Annotated in this window: 16 protein-coding genes; 7 read left to right on the forward strand and 9 right to left on the reverse strand. The window is 64.5% G+C overall.

The genetic code is table 11. The features are described from left to right. Positions 1–15 precede the first annotated feature (15 nt). The 4 genes from creB to HS961_RS00825 all read left to right on the forward strand — a co-directional run bounded on the left by creB (position 16) and on the right by HS961_RS00825 (position 3,919). On the forward strand, positions 16–732 hold the full coding sequence (gene creB / locus HS961_RS00810) for a two-component system response regulator CreB (RefSeq protein WP_182325926.1): 717 nt from the start codon (positions 16–18) through the stop codon (positions 730–732). Between the two features lie 9 nt (positions 733–741). Then, entirely contained in the window at positions 742–2,202 is a 1,461-nt protein-coding gene (gene creC, locus HS961_RS00815) for a two-component system sensor histidine kinase CreC (protein WP_182325927.1), read from the forward strand. 107 nt (positions 2,203–2,309) lie between these two features. Further along, positions 2,310–3,725, forward strand: a complete 1,416-nt coding sequence (gene creD, locus HS961_RS00820; protein ID WP_182325928.1) for a cell envelope integrity protein CreD — start codon at positions 2,310–2,312, stop codon at positions 3,723–3,725. Beyond that, a complete protein-coding gene (locus tag HS961_RS00825; protein ID WP_182325929.1) occupies positions 3,722–3,919 on the forward strand; it encodes a hypothetical protein in 198 nt (65 codons plus the stop codon). Before creD ends, HS961_RS00825 begins: the two co-directional genes overlap by 4 nt. 68 nt (positions 3,920–3,987) lie before the next feature. Here HS961_RS00825 and HS961_RS00830 read toward each other — a convergent pair whose 3' ends face one another. Genes HS961_RS00830 through HS961_RS00850 form a run of 5 tightly spaced genes read right to left on the reverse strand, consistent with a single transcriptional unit; the run spans position 3,988 to position 8,245 of the window. Then, a complete protein-coding gene (locus HS961_RS00830; protein WP_182325930.1) occupies positions 3,988–4,626 on the reverse strand; it encodes a hypothetical protein in 639 nt (212 codons plus the stop codon). Next, positions 4,626–5,312 carry an ABC-type transport auxiliary lipoprotein family protein gene (locus tag HS961_RS00835; RefSeq protein WP_182325931.1) on the reverse strand — a complete coding sequence of 229 codons (687 nt, stop codon included), beginning with the start codon at positions 5,310–5,312 and terminating at the stop codon, positions 4,626–4,628. The genes HS961_RS00830 and HS961_RS00835 overlap by 1 nt, the downstream gene beginning before the upstream one ends. A 10-nt stretch (positions 5,313–5,322) precedes the next feature. After that, positions 5,323–6,288 (reverse strand): MlaD family protein, encoded by a 966-nt coding sequence (locus tag HS961_RS00840; protein ID WP_182325932.1) that lies wholly within the window; start codon positions 6,286–6,288, stop codon positions 5,323–5,325. A gap of 2 nt (positions 6,289–6,290) precedes the next feature. After that, positions 6,291–7,118, reverse strand: coding sequence for an ABC transporter ATP-binding protein (locus tag HS961_RS00845; protein ID WP_182325933.1), 828 nt, complete (start codon positions 7,116–7,118; stop codon positions 6,291–6,293). A 2-nt stretch (positions 7,119–7,120) separates the two neighbouring features. Continuing rightward, positions 7,121–8,245 carry an MlaE family ABC transporter permease gene (locus HS961_RS00850; RefSeq protein WP_182325934.1) on the reverse strand — a complete coding sequence of 375 codons (1,125 nt, stop codon included), beginning with the start codon at positions 8,243–8,245 and terminating at the stop codon, positions 7,121–7,123. A 310-nt stretch (positions 8,246–8,555) separates the two neighbouring features. Here HS961_RS00850 and HS961_RS00855 point away from each other — a divergent pair, with 310 nt between their 5' ends. After that, the gene (locus HS961_RS00855; protein WP_182325935.1) at positions 8,556–10,238 is read left to right on the forward strand and encodes a GMC family oxidoreductase; all 1,683 of its coding nucleotides are present in this window, start codon (positions 8,556–8,558) and stop codon (positions 10,236–10,238) included. 499 nt (positions 10,239–10,737) lie between these two features. Further along, positions 10,738–11,496: a sulfite exporter TauE/SafE family protein gene (locus HS961_RS00860; protein WP_182325936.1), complete on the forward strand. Its 759-nt coding sequence runs from the start codon at positions 10,738–10,740 to the stop codon at positions 11,494–11,496. Positions 11,497–11,547: 51 nt separating this feature from the next. Here the strand turns inward: HS961_RS00860 and mrdA are convergent, their stop codons facing one another. The 4 genes from mrdA to HS961_RS00880 all read right to left on the reverse strand — a co-directional run bounded on the left by mrdA (position 11,548) and on the right by HS961_RS00880 (position 16,351). Next, complete coding sequence (mrdA, locus tag HS961_RS00865; RefSeq protein ID WP_182325937.1) at positions 11,548–13,500, reverse strand: penicillin-binding protein 2; 1,953 nt, start codon at positions 13,498–13,500, stop codon at positions 11,548–11,550. Between the two features lie 21 nt (positions 13,501–13,521). After that, positions 13,522–14,040, reverse strand: coding sequence for a rod shape-determining protein MreD (gene mreD, locus HS961_RS00870; RefSeq protein ID WP_182325938.1), 519 nt, complete (start codon positions 14,038–14,040; stop codon positions 13,522–13,524). Positions 14,041–14,077: 37 nt separating this feature from the next. Next, the gene (gene mreC, locus HS961_RS00875; RefSeq protein ID WP_182325939.1) at positions 14,078–15,019 is read right to left on the reverse strand and encodes a rod shape-determining protein MreC; all 942 of its coding nucleotides are present in this window, start codon (positions 15,017–15,019) and stop codon (positions 14,078–14,080) included. Positions 15,020–15,304: 285 nt separating this feature from the next. Further along, positions 15,305–16,351, reverse strand: a complete 1,047-nt coding sequence (locus tag HS961_RS00880) for a rod shape-determining protein (RefSeq protein ID WP_182325940.1) — start codon at positions 16,349–16,351, stop codon at positions 15,305–15,307. 211 nt (positions 16,352–16,562) lie between these two features. On the opposite strand from HS961_RS00880, the gene gatC reads away from it, so the two are divergent. After that, positions 16,563–16,862, forward strand: coding sequence for an Asp-tRNA(Asn)/Glu-tRNA(Gln) amidotransferase subunit GatC (gene gatC / locus HS961_RS00885; RefSeq protein WP_182325941.1), 300 nt, complete (start codon positions 16,563–16,565; stop codon positions 16,860–16,862). Positions 16,863–16,881 lie beyond the last annotated feature (19 nt).

Consider the following 16,881-nt stretch of genomic DNA (forward strand, 5'->3'; position numbering starts at 1 on the left):
CAGACCCAAGCCACCATGCTCTCTACGCCCCATGTTCTGCTGCTGGAAGACGACCCAGCCATTGCCCGCACCGTTTGCTACGCACTGGAGCGTGATGGCATCCGCTGCACCCACAGCCTGTTGATGGCCGATGCCCGCGCACAGTGGGCCAGCGGCCGATTTGATGCGCTTTTGCTGGATGTGGGCCTGCCCGATGGCAATGGGCTGGACTGGTGCCGCCAGCTGCGCGCCGCCGGCTCGCCCGCGCCCATCCTGGTGCTCAGCGCCCGGGGCGAAGAGGTAGACAGGGTGCTGGGCCTGGAGTTGGGCGCGGATGACTACCTGAGCAAGCCCTTCAGCCCGCGCGAGCTGGTGGCCCGCACCCGCGCGCTGCTGCGCCGCGCCCAGCAGTTTTCGCCGCCACCCGCCCAGGCTGGCAACGCCGTGCACGCGCAGGCGCGCCATGCCTTCCAGGTCGACGAGGCCGGCCAGTGCGTGCGGCTGCAAGGCGTGCTGCTGGATTTGACCCGGCGCGAGTTCCAGCTGCTCAGCAGCCTGCTGGCCGCGCAGGGCCGCATCCTCAGCCGCCACCATCTGCTTGATGCCGTCTGGGGCCTGCACAGCGACAGCACCGACCGCACGGTGGACACCCACATCAAGACCCTGCGCGCCAAGCTGCGCACGGTGGCCGCTGACCGCGACTTCATCAGCACCCACCGGGGCATGGGCTACAGCCTGCGCGACGGCGACTGAAGGCCCGCCATGCGCCTGGGTATCCGCCTGCTGTTTGCGTTCTTCCTGATCAACGGGCTGGCGGCCTTTTTTGTGCTGCGCGTGTTCATGGCCGAGATCAAGCCCAGCGTGCGCAAGGTGACCGAAGACACCTTGGTGGAGACCGCCTACCTGCTGGCAGCCCAGGCCAGCGATGACCTGGCCGATGGCAAGCTCAGCACTGACGCCAGCCACAGCCGCTTTGCCCGGCAGGTGCAGGCTGCCTTCCAGCAGCCGCTGCGGGTGTGGATCTGGGACACGCGCAAGGCCGCGCTGGACCTGCGGGTGACGGTCACCAACGCCCAGGGCCGGGTGCTGTTCGATTCCGCTGGCCAGGATGTCGGGGCCGACTACGCACGCTGGCGCAACATAGCGCTCACCCTGCGCGGTGAATACGGCGCCCGCACCTCGCGCGAAGTGGCGACCGACGAGGCCACCAGCGTCATGTATGTCTCGGCGCCCATCGAGCGTGATGGCCAGATCCTGGGCGTGCTCACGGTCTCCAAGCCCGCCAATGCGGTGCAGAGCATCATCGACAGCAGCGAAAGCAAGATGCTGCGCGGCGGCTTGCTGTTTTTGCTGCTGTCGGCCGCCGTTGGCTTTGCCATCACCTGGTGGCTGGTGGTGCAGGTGCGCAAGCTGCGCAGCTATGCCCAGCATGTGCAGGGCCCCACCTTGCAGGAGGCGCAAGGTAATCTATTGCCGCCCAAAATGCCCGAGGTACCCGATGTTCCCGGCGAGCTGGGCGACCTGGCCCAAGCCATGGATTCGATGCGCCGCCGCCTGGAGGGGCGCGACTACATCGAAGGCTATGTGCGTGCCCTGACGCATGAGCTCAAGAGCCCGGTCGCCGCCATCCGGGGCGCGGGTGAGCTATTGCAAGACGAGCTGCCGGCCGCCGACCGCGCGATGTTTGCCCAGCAGGTGGTGGACCAGAGCCTGCGCCTGCAAAACCTGATCGACCAGCTGATGCAGCTGAGCCAGCTGGAGCAGCGCAGCGGCCTGGCCTCGGCCGCCGCCCACACCAGCCTGCGCGCCTGCGCCGAGCAGGCCATGGCGCAGCTGCAGGCCACCGCCGCGCAAAAAGGCATACAGCTGGTAGTGCAAGGCGATGACAGCCAGGGCGCCTGGGATGCAGCCCTGGTCACGCTGGCCATCAGCAATCTGCTGGCCAATGCGCTGGATTTCTCGCCCGCGCACAGCCAGATCGTGCTGACCCTGGCACCCCAGCGCCTGAGCGTGCAAGACAGCGGCCCGGGCGTGCCCGACAGCCTGCTGCACCGCCTGGGCGAGCGCTTTTTCACCACGCCGCGCCCCAATGGCGAGCGCAGTGGTACGGGGCTGGGCCTGTCCATCGTGCAGCGCATCATGCTGCTGCATGGCGGCCGGCTGCAGTTTGCCAACACCCAGCCCGGCCTGCGCGCCAACCTCGATTTTTCAGCGCAGGACTGAGCACGTCATCCCCCTCTCCGCCACTTCACGCTGCCTTCACAGACTTCATGCTCGGCTCACCGGGGCCGCCGACACTCGCCGCACCGATACACAGCAACGAGGAATGCATGAAAAACAGACTGGTGCAAAAGGCCCTGAGCCTGGCCATCACCATCGCGCTTTTGATGGTGGCGCTGATGATGATCAGCGATGTGGTGCGCGACCGCATCTACAACCGCGACCGCGCGATGCAAAGCGTGGTCAACAGCACCGCAGGGGCCCAAACCCTGTTTGGTCCCGTGCTGGCGCAGCGCTGCAGCCGCGAGGTGAGTGGCAAGGACAGCGAAGGGCGCGTGGAGACGCGGCTGGTCAGCTTTCAGCGCTATGCGCTGCCCGATGAAATAACGCACCAGGCGCGCACCGATATGCAGCCCCGTGCGCGTGGCCTCTACCAGGTCAACACCTTCTTGCTGGCCGACAAGCTGGTGGCCCGGTTTGCGCCCGGCAACCAGCTGCAGGGCAAGCCCGAGGGCGCCTCGGTGCGCCACTGCGATGCGCCACGCTTGATCCTGCCGCTGAGTGATCCGCGCGGCATCCGCAGCGCCGCACTGCTGGTCGATGGCAAGCCGCTGCCGCTGGAGCCGGGCACGGGCCATGCGGTGTACAGCCGGGGCCTGCAGTCCAAACCGCTGCCCACAGCGATGGCCGACAGCAGCGCGGCGATGGAAGTGGTCGTGCAGCTGCAGCTGATGGGCACGGAGCGCCTGGCCTTTGTGCCGCTGGGTGGCACCAACCAGGTCAGCATGCAGGCCGACTGGCCCCACCCCTCGTTTGGCGGTAATTTTCTGCCGCTGAGCCGCGAGGTCAGCGACCAGGGCTTCGGCGCCAGCTGGAGCATCCCGGCGCTTGCCTCATCGGCCCGCCAGGCCTTTGTGCAAGAGCGCCCGCTGTGCAGCCTGGGTATCGCCGACACCAGCGACCCCTACGCATCCAACGAAAGCCAGTGCCTGGAGCAGTTTGGCACCAGCTTTATCGACCCGGTCAATCCCTACAGCCTGAGCGACCGCGCCACCAAGTACGGTGTGCTCTTCGTGGTGTTGACCTTTGTGGCCGTGGCCATGTTCGAGGTGCTGAAAAAGCTGCGCGTGCATCCGGTGCAGTACCTGCTGGTGGGCTCGGCGCTGTGCATTTTCTTCCTGCTGTTGATCAGCCTGTCCGAGCATGTTGGCTTCAGCCAGGCCTATGCGATTGGCGCCAGTGCCTGCGTGCTGCTGCTGGGCTACTACGCCAGCCACATCCTGGGCAGCCTGCGCCGTGGCCTGCCATTTGCCGCGCTGATTGCGGTGATGTATGGCCTGCTGTTTGTGCTGCTGCAGCTGGAGCAAACGGCGCTGGCCGTCGGTTCGCTCGCACTGTTTGCCGTGCTGGCCATCGTGATGGTCGCCACCCGCAAAGTGGACTGGTATGCCTTTGGCAAAAGCGACAGCACCGAGCCCGCAAAAGCTGCCAAAGCCGCTGCCTACAGCCCCCAGGAGGCCGCATGATCACCGACCGCCACATGGAACAACAGCGCCAGCAATGGCGCCAGGCCCAGCAGCAGCTGACCCGCAGCCAGTTGCGCAGTCTGCGTGACCAGTGGCTGGAGCGCGGCAGCCAGCTGCCGCTGCAGGCCAATGCAAGGCGCTTGATGTGGCTGCGCTTGCGCTGCTCGCTGCTGCTGGCGCAGCAGCGGTTCTGAGCGCCAGCTACCCCCCAAAAAGCAAAGGCAGCCCGAGGGCTGCCTTGTTGCTTTTCAAACGTGGGAGGCTATTTGGCCGGCGGCGCGCCACTGCCTCGGCTGATCGCGCGCAGGCGTGCCTCGGGCGACAAACCCCGCACGCACTGCACATTGGCATCGCCCAACAGGCTGTCGCACTTGCGGATGGCGGTGTCCAGATCGGCTTCGCGCTGGCGCTCGGCCTGGCTCTTGGGCGGTGTGGCGATCGAGACCTCGCTGGCCGCCTGCTGGTGGGCATCCTGGATGCCGCTGGCACGCTTTTGCCTGGCCTCCCGCAGGCATGCCTGCTGCGCGCTCTTGCTGTCCTTGTCGCTGCCGGCATGGCGGCTTTTGCATGCATCCACGGCCAGCGTATGAACCCGCTCGACCTGGGCGGCCATGGCCTTGAAACGGTTGTTGCCACTGGGGTGGCGCCGTGCCTGCAGCTCGGAAGCATCTACCTCGTGCTGGGTTTCCACCTCCAACGCGCAGCGGCGCTGCGCAGCCGTCCCTGCAGCACCGCTCTTGCACTGCGCCAAGGCTTTCTCGGTGCGTGCATCCAGCTGATCGACCGCCTGCCGGTAGGCATCGTCGCCCATGTCTGCTGCAAACAGCGGCAACACCACCGCGACTCCCAGCGCCCACCCGACGGCCAGGCGCCAGCGCCGAGCCTTGCGCGCCTCCTGCATCAGCGACCCTGTTCGCGCAGCCAGGTATCGAGCTGCTGGGCCACCTGGTCGGTGGCAGCAGCCAGGGCAGCGGCGGCGCCGGCGGCATCGGCACTGGCAGCGGGCTGCTGGGCATTGAACACTTGCTGCGCCAGCCAGCGCTCACCCTTGGGTGTGATCTCGCTCAAGGTGGCGCGCATGCGCAGCACGCCTTGGCTCGACTGGGCCGAGTCAAACACCTGGCTGAAATCCACCACTTCGAGGCGCAGCATCGCCGGGTAGCCGGACTTGCGCAACAGCTGGTTGGCGCCATCGTCATCCAGCACCACGGCGCGCTGGCCGCTGAGCGCGTCGCGCATGCGCTGCTGGATCAGCTGCATCGCGGGCAAGGCCCAACTGGCCTGGGTGTAGGGGCGCAGCTCACGCACATCGGCATAGGCCAGGCGGTAGTAAATAGCGGCGCTGGCATCGGGCACACCGGCTGCGCGCACATTGGCCAGCACCAGCGGCTCGGCGTTGGCCGATGGCGCGCTGGGCGCCTTCAGTGCCTGCACCGGGCCAAAGTCATAGCGGGCCACGGGCTGCGGCTTTTGCGGCAAGGCCGAGCAAGCGGCCAGCACGGCCACCGCTGCCGCTGCCAGCGCCAGACGGCCAGCCGTTTGCAAACGCAGGGCGTGCTGTGCCACCCGTTGAGTAGTAGAAAACATGGCATCCATCCTATCGACCGCTTCCCGCCGGCTGGGGCGCGACAAAACCTGGCTCGCCAGGGCCCGGCAGCGCGTTGGAGCTGCCATAAATCAGAGACTGCGGGTTGTTCTTGAAGGCCTCGGCCGTATCGCCCATGCGGCGGGCGGCAGCGCCCACATCGTGCATGGTGCGGCCCATGGCGGGCAAGGTGCCGCGGTTGAAGTTGTCGGCCGCGTCGCTGACCTTCTCGACTGCCTGGCCCATCTGGTCCACCACGCCACCCTTGGCCGCCAGGCTGCCGACCGCCGTGCTCACATCGTTAGAGGTTTTCTGGATACCGGCGAGGGTCTTGCGCGCATCCTGGGCAATCGCAGGCAGGCTGTCGAGCGCCGGATCGAGCTTGGTGTCGACTGTAACGACGAGGCGCTTGCTCAGCTGGTCCAGGCTTTGTGCGGCCTGGCCCAGGCTCTTCATGCTGTCCACCAGCACCTGCTGGTTCTGCGGATTGAGCAGGTCATTGACCTTGCGGGTAGCGTCTTCCACCTGCTGCAAGATGATCGGCCCCTGCTCGGCAATCTGACCAAAGGGCGAGGGCTTGACCCGCAGGCGCGGAATACCATCCGGGCCGGGCGGCAGCGGTGTGGTTTCGCTGTTGTCGTCATCAAGCTGGATATGGGCCAGGCCGGTAACGCCCTGGTAGCCCAGCATCGCATAGGTGGTTTTCGTAATCGGCGCTTCGGAGTTGACCGCAATGATGATCAGCACCGTGCCATCGCGGGCCGGATCAAATTCGATCTTGGTGACCCGGCCCACAGCCACGCCCTTGTAGCGCACTGCCGCCTGGGGCTGCAGGCCGCTGACGGTCTCACGCGTAGAGAGTTCATAGCGGGTGTAGTTGGTGTTGTCACGGCCCATCCACAGGCTCAAAAAGATGACCAGTGCGGTGAGCAAGACCACAAACAACCCGGCCGCGAGGGCATGCGATTTGTTTTCCATAGCTATTCCTTCGCCCCACCAAGCGCCACCGGAGCCATTGCTCGGCGTCCACGCTCACCCAGGAAGAAATGTTCAATAAAAGGGTGCTTGAACTGCACCACATCCAGCGGAGCGCCCGTGACGATCACCTGTTTCTCCGCCAGCACTGCCACCCGGGTGGACAGCGCAAACAAGGTATCAAGGTCATGGGTGACCATGACCACCGTCAGACCCAGCTCCCGGTGCAGGTCCTTGAGCAGGTCGCAAAATTCGTCGGAGCTGTTCGGATCGAGCCCGGCCGTGGGCTCGTCGAGCAGCAACAGCGGCGGGTCCATGATCAGCGACCGAGCCAGCGCCACGCGCTTGACCATGCCGCCTGACAGATCGGAGGGCATGCGGGTGGCATGCTCGGGCTTGAGGCCCACCATCTGCAGCTTGACCATGGCCGCGTCATGCACCACCGACTTGGGCAAGGTGCCCTGCTCGCTGAGCGGAAAGGCGATGTTCTCCAGCACATTGAAGGCCGAGAACAGCGCCCCCTGCTGGAACAGCATGCCCATGCGCGAAGCGGCGCCGCGCAGGCTCAGCTCTTTGACGGGCTGGCCCATGATCAGCACCTCGCCCTTGGAGGGCTGCAACAGCCCCAGCATCTGGCGCAGCAGCACCGACTTGCCGGTGCCCGATCCGCCCACGAGGGTCAGAATCTCGCCCCGGTACACCGCCAGGTCCAAATCCTGGTGGATCGCAAAGGCGCGGTCGCCCTGGCCGAACACGGTCCAAAGCTTGCGGATATCGACCACCTTCTCATCGCTGGTCGGCGCGCTTGGGGGTTGGGAGACAGGCTGGTCCATCGCTAGAACCCCACCTTGCGGAAAGCGATCGCAAAGATCGCATCCAGCACAATCACGGCGGTGATCGAGATCACCACCGACGAGGTCGTGCCGCGCCCCAGGCTCTGGGTGTTGGGCTCTACCTCCAGCCCCCAATGGCAGGCAATCAACGCGATGGCCACGCCAAAGGTGACCGACTTGGCCAAGGCCAGATACAGGTTGGCAATGTCCACCGCACCAGGCATGGCCTGGAGGAAATAAGCGGGCGATACGCCCATCGCGGCATCGGCGGCCATCATGCCGCCCACTAGCGCACAGACTGTCGTCCACATCGACACCAGCGGCATCGCAATGGCCAGCGCCAGTGCGCGGGGCATTACCAGGCGGTAGCCCTGGGCAATGCCCATCACCTGCATCGCATCCAACTCTTCGTTGACCCGCATCACACCGATTTGCGCGGTGATGGCCGAGCCGGTTCGACCAGCGACCAGGATGGCGCCCAGCAAGGGCCCCAGCTCTCGCACCAGCGAGATCCCCAGAATATTCACGATAAAGGCGTCCGCGCCAAACTGGCGCAGCTGCAAGGACATCAGGTAGGCCAGCACCACCCCAATCAAAAAGCCCACCAGCGCGGTGATGGGCAGCGCCGTGGCGCCCATCGCATACAAATGGCCCGAGACATCGCGCCAGGGGCCACGCAGCGGGTTCTTCAAGAGCCGCAGCACATCGAGCAGCAACTGCCCCACCATCTGGACCATGCTGCGCACATGGGCCAAAAAGCCCAACAGCACCAGGCCCAGCTGAATCAACCAGCCCCACCAGTTGACCTTGGACTCTGGCGGGCAACCCATCGTCAGCGACGCGACCCGGTCCAGCATCTGGCGCTGCAGATCAGTGGTGCGCAGCTGCGCGGGCCATTGCTGGCCCCAGTGGTCCCAAAGCAACTGCGCGCCCACATGGTCCAGCCACTGCACTTCGCTCAGGTCCCAGCCTTGGGCAGCCTGGGCCGGTGTGCTGTCCAATTGGCGGCTCAGGTCGCGCCACAACGCGCGTTGGCCCAGCTCAGCCGCACCCCAGCGCCCGCGCAGCTGCGCCCAGCGCTGCGAGCCGTCCTGAAGTTGCTGAATAAGAGGGGCCGTATCGTCCATGGATCCAAAAATAATGCAGTTCGCCCTACTGCGAACGCTTACGCACTATAGCCGGTCTGCCACCCCACTGCCGCTTGCCAGCCAGCGAAGGCAGCGCTTGACGCTGTAGGAAAGGGTCGCTGAACCACCGCAGTGCTGCATCCGCGCCACGCTGGCCGAAAGGGGGCATCCACAGTCGCCTGGGCAATGGGCTCGGCAGCGGGCAGGGCATTGGTTTTCCCGCTTGGCAAGCCCGGCATACTGCTTACAAACTAGCCGATTCGTTGGACCGCGCGCACCAGCAGGTGCCGCATCATAAAAAAGACAGCACATGCAATCTGGAGACAACACCTCGTTCGACTACATCGTCATCGGCGGAGGCACCGCCGGCGCGCTGATGTGCAACCGGCTCAGCGCCAAAACCCACAAGCGGGTACTGCTGATCGAGGCAGGCCGCCGCGACGATTACCACTGGATCCACATCCCCGTAGGCTACCTCTACTGCATCGGCAACCCCCGCACCGACTGGCTCTACAAGACCGAGCCTGATGCCGGCCTCAACGGCCGCAGCCTGCTCTACCCGCGCGGCAAAACGCTGGGCGGTTGTTCCAGCATCAACGGCATGATCTATATGCGCGGCCAATCGCGCGACTACGACCAATGGGCCGAGCTGACCGGCGATGCCCGCTGGCGCTGGAACGACACCGTGAACTACTTCAAGCGCCATGAAGACCACTGGCGCCTGGACCAGGAAGGCGAGGCCAGCCCCAGCTTTGCACAGTGGCATGGCAACCGCCGCACCGGCAGCACGGGCGAGTGGCGCGTCGAGAAACAGCGCCTGCGCTGGGACATCTTGGATGCCTTTGCCCAAGCCGCCCAGCAAGCCGGCATCCCCGCCACCGACGACTTCAACCGGGGCAACAACGAAGGCGTCGGTTACTTCGAGGTGAACCAGAAAAGCGGCTTGCGCTGGAACACCGCCAAGGCCTTTTTACGCCCCACCTGCTACGGCCGCTCCAACTTCGAGATGTGGACCAATGCCCAGGTCAGCCGCCTAGTGCTGGAACGCCAAGCCGATGGCCAGCTCGCCTGCACCGGGGTGGAGGTCTGGACGGGCACGGAGATGACCATCGTCACCGCCGACAAGGAAGTGATCCTGAGTGCTGGTGCCATCAACTCGCCGCAGATTCTGCAGCTCTCAGGCATTGGGCCTGGCGCGCTGCTGCAGCAGCATGGCATTGCCGTGCAGCATGATCTGCCCGGCGTAGGCGCCAATTTGCAGGACCATCTGCAGATCCGCTCGGTGTTCAAGATCGATGGCGCACCTACCTTGAATGTGATGGCCAGCAACCTCTGGGGCAAGGCCCAGATCGGGCTGGAATACCTGCTCAAGCGCAGCGGCCCGATGAGCATGGCGCCCTCCCAGCTGGGCGCCTTCACGCGCAGCAGCCCGAGCCAGCCCTACCCCAACATCCAGTACCACGTGCAGCCGCTGTCACTCGATGCCTTTGGCCAGCCGCTGCACAGTTTTCCGGCCTTTACCGCCAGTGTCTGCAACCTCAACCCCAGCAGCCGGGGCACCGTGCAGATCAAGAATGGCGACTTCCGCACCGCACCGGCCATTGCACCCAACTACCTGTCCACCGCCGAAGACCGCCAGGTGGCCGCCGACAGCCTGCGCGTGACCCGCAGCATTGCCGCACAACCAGCGCTGGCCAAGTACCAGCCGGTGGAGTGGAAGCCCGGCGCGCAATACCAAAGCGATGAAGACCTGGCGCGCCTGGCGGGCGATATCGCCACCACCATCTTCCACCCGGTGGGCACCACCAAGATGGGCGCCGACAACGACCCGATGGCCGTGCTCGACAGCGAGTTGCGCGTGCGCGGCATCCGGGGCCTGCGGGTGGTCGACGCCGGCGCCATGCCCACCATCACCAGTGGCAATACCAACTCCCCCACCTTGATGCTGGCCGAGCGAGCCGCAGAATGGATCCGCGCCAGCCATGGGCCATGATGGTGCGGGGCAGAGTTTCAGCGCGGTTACGGCCGCGCAGCCCCCGCCCCACCACAAACAAAGTCAATAAACAGCACAACCAGCCCCGAAACGGCTGGTTTGTCTCATTTTTTCGCCATCTTTGGGCAGTGCTGCGCAAGAAAGGGGCTGAAACGCTGGCGAAACGGTGCATGCGAGGCAATCTGCACCAATTCAGTTACCTATCGGGTAAATCCCAATGCACCATGGCGGTGCGATGACCTATAGTAGAGGCACTCGAGGCACTGAAACAGTGCTCTGCGAGAGGACCGAGGAGACATCTCTACAATTCGAACATTTATAAAAAGCATCAATAAAAATGAGATGCTCCTTCAAAGCGCCTTCGGGCGCTTTTTTATTTTCCGCATCGGTTTCCCCTCTCCGCACCGCAGGCAGCCAGCGCCTGTTCCGCAGCCAGTCCTCTATTTAGCCGCCCTGGTACGGTGCCGTGCCCCTTGCGGCGGTGCGACAATCTCGCCCCATGGAATGGATCATCATTACCCTCGCGTCGATGTTCGCGGGCTTTGTGGACGCTGTCGTTGGGGGTGGCGGCCTTATTTTGGTGCCGGCGCTGTTTGGCGCTTTCCCGTCTGCACCACCGGCGACCCTGCTGGGCACCAACAAGAGCGCCGGCGTCTGGGGCACTCTTATTTCAGCACGCCAGTACGCCAAGAGGGTGGATATGCGCTGGGCAGCCATTGCGCCAGCGGCAGGCGCCGGCTTTGCGGCCTCGCTGCTGGGGGCCTGGGCCGTGACCGTGGTCGACCCGAGCATGCTGCGCAAGGCCTTGCCGCTGATCCTGATCGCCGTGCTGGCCTACACCTTGTACAAAAAACAGCTGGGCCAGACCCATGCGCCGCGCTACAGCGGGCGTACCGAGGCCTGGGTGGCATCGGCCATTGGCGCCACCATTGGTTTCTACGACGGTTTTTTCGGCCCGGGTACCGGCAGCTTCTTTGTCTTCTTGATGGTGCGCTGGCTGGGCTATGACTTTCTGAATGCATCGGCCAGCGCCAAGATCCTGAACATCGCCACCAATGTGGCGGCGCTGATTCTGTTTACCGCCAAAGGCCATGTCTGGTGGCACTTTGCGATTCCGCTGGCCGCTGCCAATATTTTGGGCAGCATGCTGGGCACCTGGATGGCCTTGAAGAAAGGCTCTGGCTTTGTGCGCGGCATGTTCATCATCGTCGTGGCGGCGCTGATCCTGAAGACCGGCTACGACGCGTTCCTGCGCTGACCGCGCTGCAGCGGAGCGGCTGTCAACGCGCAGCCCAGCGCGCAACGCCGCTTACTGCGGCTGCTCGGTCTCCGGCTTGAGCTGGATATCTTCCACGCGCCGTGGCGTGCCGATGGGCGCACGGCCATCACCGCGCTGCATGGCGGCCATGTCGGCCTCGCTCGGGTACTCGCCGAGCAACCAGTAGTCCATGATGCGGCGGGCAATCGGCGCGGCCGAGCCGGCGCCAAAACCGGCGTTTTCAACGATGACACCAACGGCGATCTTCGGGTCCTCGGCCGGTGCAAAGGCGATATACAAGGCATGGTCGCGCTGGCGCTCGGCCAGGCGGGCGGCGTTGTATTTCTCCTTTTGGCCAATGCTGATGGCCTGGGCGGTACCCGTCTTGCCACCGGCTGTGTAGCGGGCCGTGCCAAAGGAGCCGCGCCCGGTACCGCCCGTCACCACCGACACCATGCCGCGCTTGACGGCATCGATATGGCTTTGCTTGTAGCCCAGGTTCACGGGGGGCGGCTGCTCAATGGGGCGGCGCTCGCCGGTCACCGGGTCGATCAAGGTGCGGCCCACATGCGGCACCCGGCTGTTGCCGTTGTCCAAGATGGTCGCCAGCGCATGGGTCAGCTGCAGGATGGTGAAGTTGTTGTAGCCCTGGCCAATGCCCAGTGAGATGGTCTCGCCGGCATACCAGCGCTTTTGCTCGGGGCGCTTGTAGGTATCGCGCTTCCAGGCGGTGCTGGGCAGCACGCCACGCACTTCGCCAGGCAGGTCAATGCCGGTGATCTGGCCAAAGCCCAGGGGCTTCATGAAGTCATGGATCGCATCCACGCCCATTTCATTGGCCAGAGTGTAGAAATACACATTGCTCGAATGCTGGATGGCGCGGTTCAGATCGACGGGCCCCAACGCGTGGCCGGAGCGGAAGGTGTGGCCGCCAAAGGTCCAGCTGCCGCCATCCTGGATGATGGTCGACGGCGTGCGCTTGCCCGTCTCCAGCCCTGCCAGCCCCATGAAGGGCTTGTAGGTGGAGCCGGTCGGGTAGGTGCCGCGCATGGCCCGGTTGAGCAGAGGGCGGTCAATAGATTCGTTCAGCGCCTTCCAGCTTTCCTGGTCAATGCCTTCGACAAAGATATTCGGATCGTAGGTGGGCTTGCTGACCATCGCCAGCAGCTCACCGCTGCGCGGGTCAATCGCCACGGCCACGCCGCGCCGGTCGCCGTACAGGTCTTCAACCATCTTCTGCAGCTTGATGTCCACCGACAGCACCACGCTCTCGCCCGGCGTGGCCGGGGAGCTGTCGAGCTTGCGCACCGCATGGCCGCCGGCCGAGGTCTCCATGCGTTCCACGCCAGTGTGGCCATGCAGCTCCTTCTCGTAGCTGGCTTCCACGCCGGTCTTGCCGATGTACTCGGTGCCCCGGTAGTTGGCAGCTTCGTCGGAGTCGTCGATGCGTTCCTTCTCGCGCTGGTTGATGCGGCCGATATAGCCGATCAGGTGGGCACCGGCCTCCCCCAAGGGATAGGAGCGAAACAGGCGCGCCTTCACATCCACGCCGGGGAAACGGTAGCGCTGAGCGGCAAACTTGGCCACTTCCTGGTCGCTCAGGCGAGAGCGGATCGGCAAGGAATCGAAGTTGCGCGAATCCTCGCGCAGGCGCTTGAAGCGGCGGCGATCACGTGGCGTGATCTCGATCAGCGCGGACAGCGCATCGATGGTCTCTTCCACATCGTCCATCTTGTAAGGCGTGATCTCCAACGTATAGGCTGAGTAGTTGGTGGCCAGCAAAACACCGTTGCGGTCGTAGATCTGACCCCGGTTGGGCACGATGGGCACCACCGCCGTGCGGTTGCTCTCGGCCTGCGCCAGCAGGTCATCATGGCGATCCACCTGCAGCACATACAGGCGCGAGAGCAGAATGCCAAAGCACAGCACCACCACCAGGCCGATGACCACCACCCGCAGCCGAAAGCGGCTGAAGGCGCGGTCTGAATTCTGGATCTCGGTCATGGTCTGCGCAGCCGCCCTCGCTTAGAGCGGGCGGTTTTCGTCATCGTCGGGCGGTTGGCGCTGGGGCAACTGCAGCAGCCCGCTCACCAGCGGCCAGAGCAGCACGCACCACAGGCCGGGCGTGAGAAAGCCCCAACCCGGAAAACTGCCACGCAGCAACAGGCGCAGCAGCATCAGCACCACGTCGGATGCCAGGAAAAGCGGCATCACCTGCACGGCCTGGGCCATTACGCTCAACCAGGTGATGCGCTGGCGCAGCAGCGCCACGCCATACAGCACGGCCGAATACACCAGCGCATGCAGGCCCAGCAAGGACGACTGGTGCACATCCATGCACAGGCCCAGTACAAAGGCCCAGCCCATGCCGATCTTGCCGGGCTCATGCACGCCCCAGTACACGAGCACCAGCAGCAACACATCGGGCAGCCACAGTGCGCGGCCCAGCGGCAGCATGTTGATCATCAGCGCCAGCACCAGGGTCAGCGCAATAAAGCCCGGGGGGACGGGTAGCAGCAAGGGCTGCCCACGCGGCATGATCATGGCTGCATTCCTGGGGTTGGGTTCGTGGAAGCCGGCATCATCCGCGCTTGCCCTTGCGGGGGGTGGAGGCCGGGCCTTCCTGGGTCTTGGTCTCCTGCGGCGGGCGCGGCGGCAAGGCGTCCTCGGGCAGTGGGTTGATCACCATCACAAACTGCGTACCAAACATCTGCGCCAGCGGCTCGCAGTAGACGCGCGCGAACGGAGAATCTGCCCGGCGCTCGATCTTGATGATGCGCGCCACTGGCAGGCCGGGCGCATAGACGCCGTCGACACCGCTGGTGGTCAGCAGGTCGCCTTCCTGGATATCGGCATTGCTGGGCATGAAGCGCAGCTCCATGCCACCACCGTAGGCATTGGTCGGGTCGCCATAGGCCACGGCACGGGCACCGGTACGGGGGTTGAGCACGGGGATGGCCTGCTCGCGGTCGGTCAGCAAGGTCACCTCGGCCGACATCGGAAACACCCGGGTCACCTGGCCCAGCACGCCCAGCTCGTCCATCACCGGCGAGCCGCGCGCTATGCCGGCGACCTCGCCCTTGTCGATCACGACACGGCGGTTGAAGGCGTCTGCCGTCTCGTACACCACCTGGGCGGCGCGGCCTTCGGTCTTGAGGCGGGGCACCAGGTTGAGCAGCTGGCGCAGGCGCTCGTTCTCATGGTCCAAGGTCTCGACCAGGTTGGCACGGTGCGTCAGCGCAATCGCGCTTTTTTCGGCCGTGACGGCTGCCGCCTGCGCCGTGTGCAGGTCTTCAAAATACTTGGCGCCGCCCTGGGCCAGCAGCACCGGTTGGAGCATCACCCACTGCATCGGGAAGAGCACGGTGGCAACGGCCTTGCGCAGCGGCTCAGTGAGCTTGAAGCGCACATCCGCCACCATCAGGAAAACGGCCAGCGCCACGCACAAGGCCAGGCGCACATTGGCGCTGGGCCCTTGGGGTCGGAAGGTCGGCATCCCGCCGGAGAAGACGTTGCGTGGCATGCGGTTATCTCAGCAGGCCCTGCCTGGCCGCAGACCCTGCCGCAGCGCGTGCCTGTCCGCCAGTCGGCGATCTGCACGGTGGACAAGGGGCATGGACAGGGACATCAGAGAAAAGCGAAAAAGCGGAAACAGGCGCAATACAGCGGCAAACCATCCAGCCAGGCATCCTGCACATCGCAAAGAGCGAGTGCGCCGGAAAAAGCAATGGCGGGCCTGCAGCAGGCCATGGGGTGCACAGCCGCTGACGCTCGCCATTATTGCGTATCCCCGCGGATGGCGTCTGTGTTATTCGCTGGTGAAAATGGTCACGCCCTTGCGATCCAGCGTGTCCAGCGCGATACCGCAGCCGCGCACCACGCAGGTCAGTGGTTCCTCTGCAACAAGCACGGGCAGGCCGGTTTCTTCGGCCAGCAGGCGGTCCAGGTCGCGCAGCAAGGCGCCGCCGCCGGTCAGCATCATGCCGCGGTCGGCAATGTCGGCACCCAGTTCGGGGGGGGTTTGTTCCAGCGCGTTCTTCACGGCAGACACGATCTGGTTCAGCGGCTCGGTCAGCGCTTCCAGCACCTCGTTGGAGCTGATGGTGAAGCTGCGCGGCACGCCTTCCGACAGATTGCGGCCCTTGACTTCGATTTCCTTGACTTCGGAGCCCGGGAACGCAGAGCCAATGCTCTTCTTGATCAGCTCGGCCGTGGGCTCGCCGATCATCATGCCGTAGTTGCGGCGGATGTAGTTGATGATGGATTCGTCAAACTTGTCACCGCCCACGCGGACACTGCCCTTGTAGACCATGCCGCCCAGCGAGATCACGCCCACTTCGGTGGTACCACCGCCGATGTCAACGACCATCGAGCCGGAAGCCTCCGACACGGGCAGACCAGCGCCGATGCCCGCCGCCATGGGCTCTTCAATCAGCTCCACCTGGGTGGCGCCGGCCTTGATCGCGGCATCCTTGATCGCACGGCGCTCAACCTGGGTCGAACCGCAGGGAACGCAGATGATGATGCGGGGGCTGGGCGAGAGCAAGGTGCGGGGGTGCACCATCTTGATGAACTGCTTGATCATCTGCTCGGTGATCAGGAAGTCGGCAATCACGCCGTCCTTCATCGGGCGAATGGCTTCGATATTGCCAGGCACCTTGCCCAGCATGGCCTTGGCTTCGCGGCCAACGGCCTGGATGACCTTGCGGCCATGGGTGCCGCCTTCGTGGCGAATCGCAACGACGGACGGCTCATCAAGCACAATCCCTTTATCGCGCGCAAAAATCAAGGTGTTGGCCGTGCCCAGGTCGATGGCCAGGTCGGTGGAAAAGTAGCGACGGAACGCTCCGAACATGCAAGTTTCCTCTAGGGCATGGGCCGCGCTTCGGCGCTCCATCGCCCTTCATTGTGTGTGGTGAGATGACAGAAGGGTTTTTGATGCGCAATGACCGACGTTGCCGCGTTATTGCGTCAAAGACGGGATAATACCCCATCCCCTGTGAATAACTTGCAGGGCAACGCTTTCCGGCCCCGTTTTTTTACGACTGGTTTACATACGACTATCTATGGCCCTGACAAAAGATGACATTGCCCGCATCGCCAACCTGGCGCGGCTCGAATTATCCGATGCGGAGAGTGAGCGCATGCTCTCTCAGATGAATAACTTTTTCGGCATTGTGGAGAAAATGCAGGCTGTGGATACCTCGGGTGTCACGCCCCTGTCACACCCCGTGGCCGCGATCCAGGAAATCACCCTCCGTCTGCGTGATGACATCATCAGCGAACCGGATAACCGGGAGGCCAACCAGCGCAGCGCTCCTGCCGTGGAAAAAGGCTATTTCCTGGTGCCCAAGGTGATTGAGTAATTCACAGCATCTTCAGGCC

This window comes from Comamonas piscis, from assembly GCF_014109725.1.
Taxonomy (GTDB): domain Bacteria; phylum Pseudomonadota; class Gammaproteobacteria; order Burkholderiales; family Burkholderiaceae_C; genus Comamonas; species Comamonas piscis.

Bases quoted from the DNA above. Each gene is read 5' to 3' on its own strand.
- creB (WP_182325926.1), top strand. From the start codon at position 16: ATGCTCTCTACGCCCCATGTTCTGCTGCTGGAAGACGACCCAGCCATT.
- creC (WP_182325927.1), top strand. From the start codon at position 742: ATGCGCCTGGGTATCCGCCTGCTGTTTGCGTTCTTCCTGATCAACGGG.
- creD (WP_182325928.1), top strand. From the start codon at position 2,310: ATGAAAAACAGACTGGTGCAAAAGGCCCTGAGCCTGGCCATCACCATC.
- HS961_RS00825 (WP_182325929.1), top strand. From the start codon at position 3,722: ATGATCACCGACCGCCACATGGAACAACAGCGCCAGCAATGGCGCCAG.
- HS961_RS00830 (WP_182325930.1), bottom strand. From the start codon at position 4,626: ATGCAGGAGGCGCGCAAGGCTCGGCGCTGGCGCCTGGCCGTCGGGTGG.
- HS961_RS00835 (WP_182325931.1), bottom strand. From the start codon at position 5,312: ATGTTTTCTACTACTCAACGGGTGGCACAGCACGCCCTGCGTTTGCAA.
- HS961_RS00840 (WP_182325932.1), bottom strand. From the start codon at position 6,288: ATGGAAAACAAATCGCATGCCCTCGCGGCCGGGTTGTTTGTGGTCTTG.
- HS961_RS00845 (WP_182325933.1), bottom strand. From the start codon at position 7,118: ATGGACCAGCCTGTCTCCCAACCCCCAAGCGCGCCGACCAGCGATGAG.
- HS961_RS00850 (WP_182325934.1), bottom strand. From the start codon at position 8,245: ATGGACGATACGGCCCCTCTTATTCAGCAACTTCAGGACGGCTCGCAG.
- HS961_RS00855 (WP_182325935.1), top strand. From the start codon at position 8,556: ATGCAATCTGGAGACAACACCTCGTTCGACTACATCGTCATCGGCGGA.
- HS961_RS00860 (WP_182325936.1), top strand. From the start codon at position 10,738: ATGGAATGGATCATCATTACCCTCGCGTCGATGTTCGCGGGCTTTGTG.
- mrdA (WP_182325937.1), bottom strand. From the start codon at position 13,500: ATGACCGAGATCCAGAATTCAGACCGCGCCTTCAGCCGCTTTCGGCTG.
- mreD (WP_182325938.1), bottom strand. From the start codon at position 14,040: ATGATCATGCCGCGTGGGCAGCCCTTGCTGCTACCCGTCCCCCCGGGC.
- mreC (WP_182325939.1), bottom strand. From the start codon at position 15,019: ATGCCACGCAACGTCTTCTCCGGCGGGATGCCGACCTTCCGACCCCAA.
- HS961_RS00880 (WP_182325940.1), bottom strand. From the start codon at position 16,351: ATGTTCGGAGCGTTCCGTCGCTACTTTTCCACCGACCTGGCCATCGAC.
- gatC (WP_182325941.1), top strand. From the start codon at position 16,563: ATGGCCCTGACAAAAGATGACATTGCCCGCATCGCCAACCTGGCGCGG.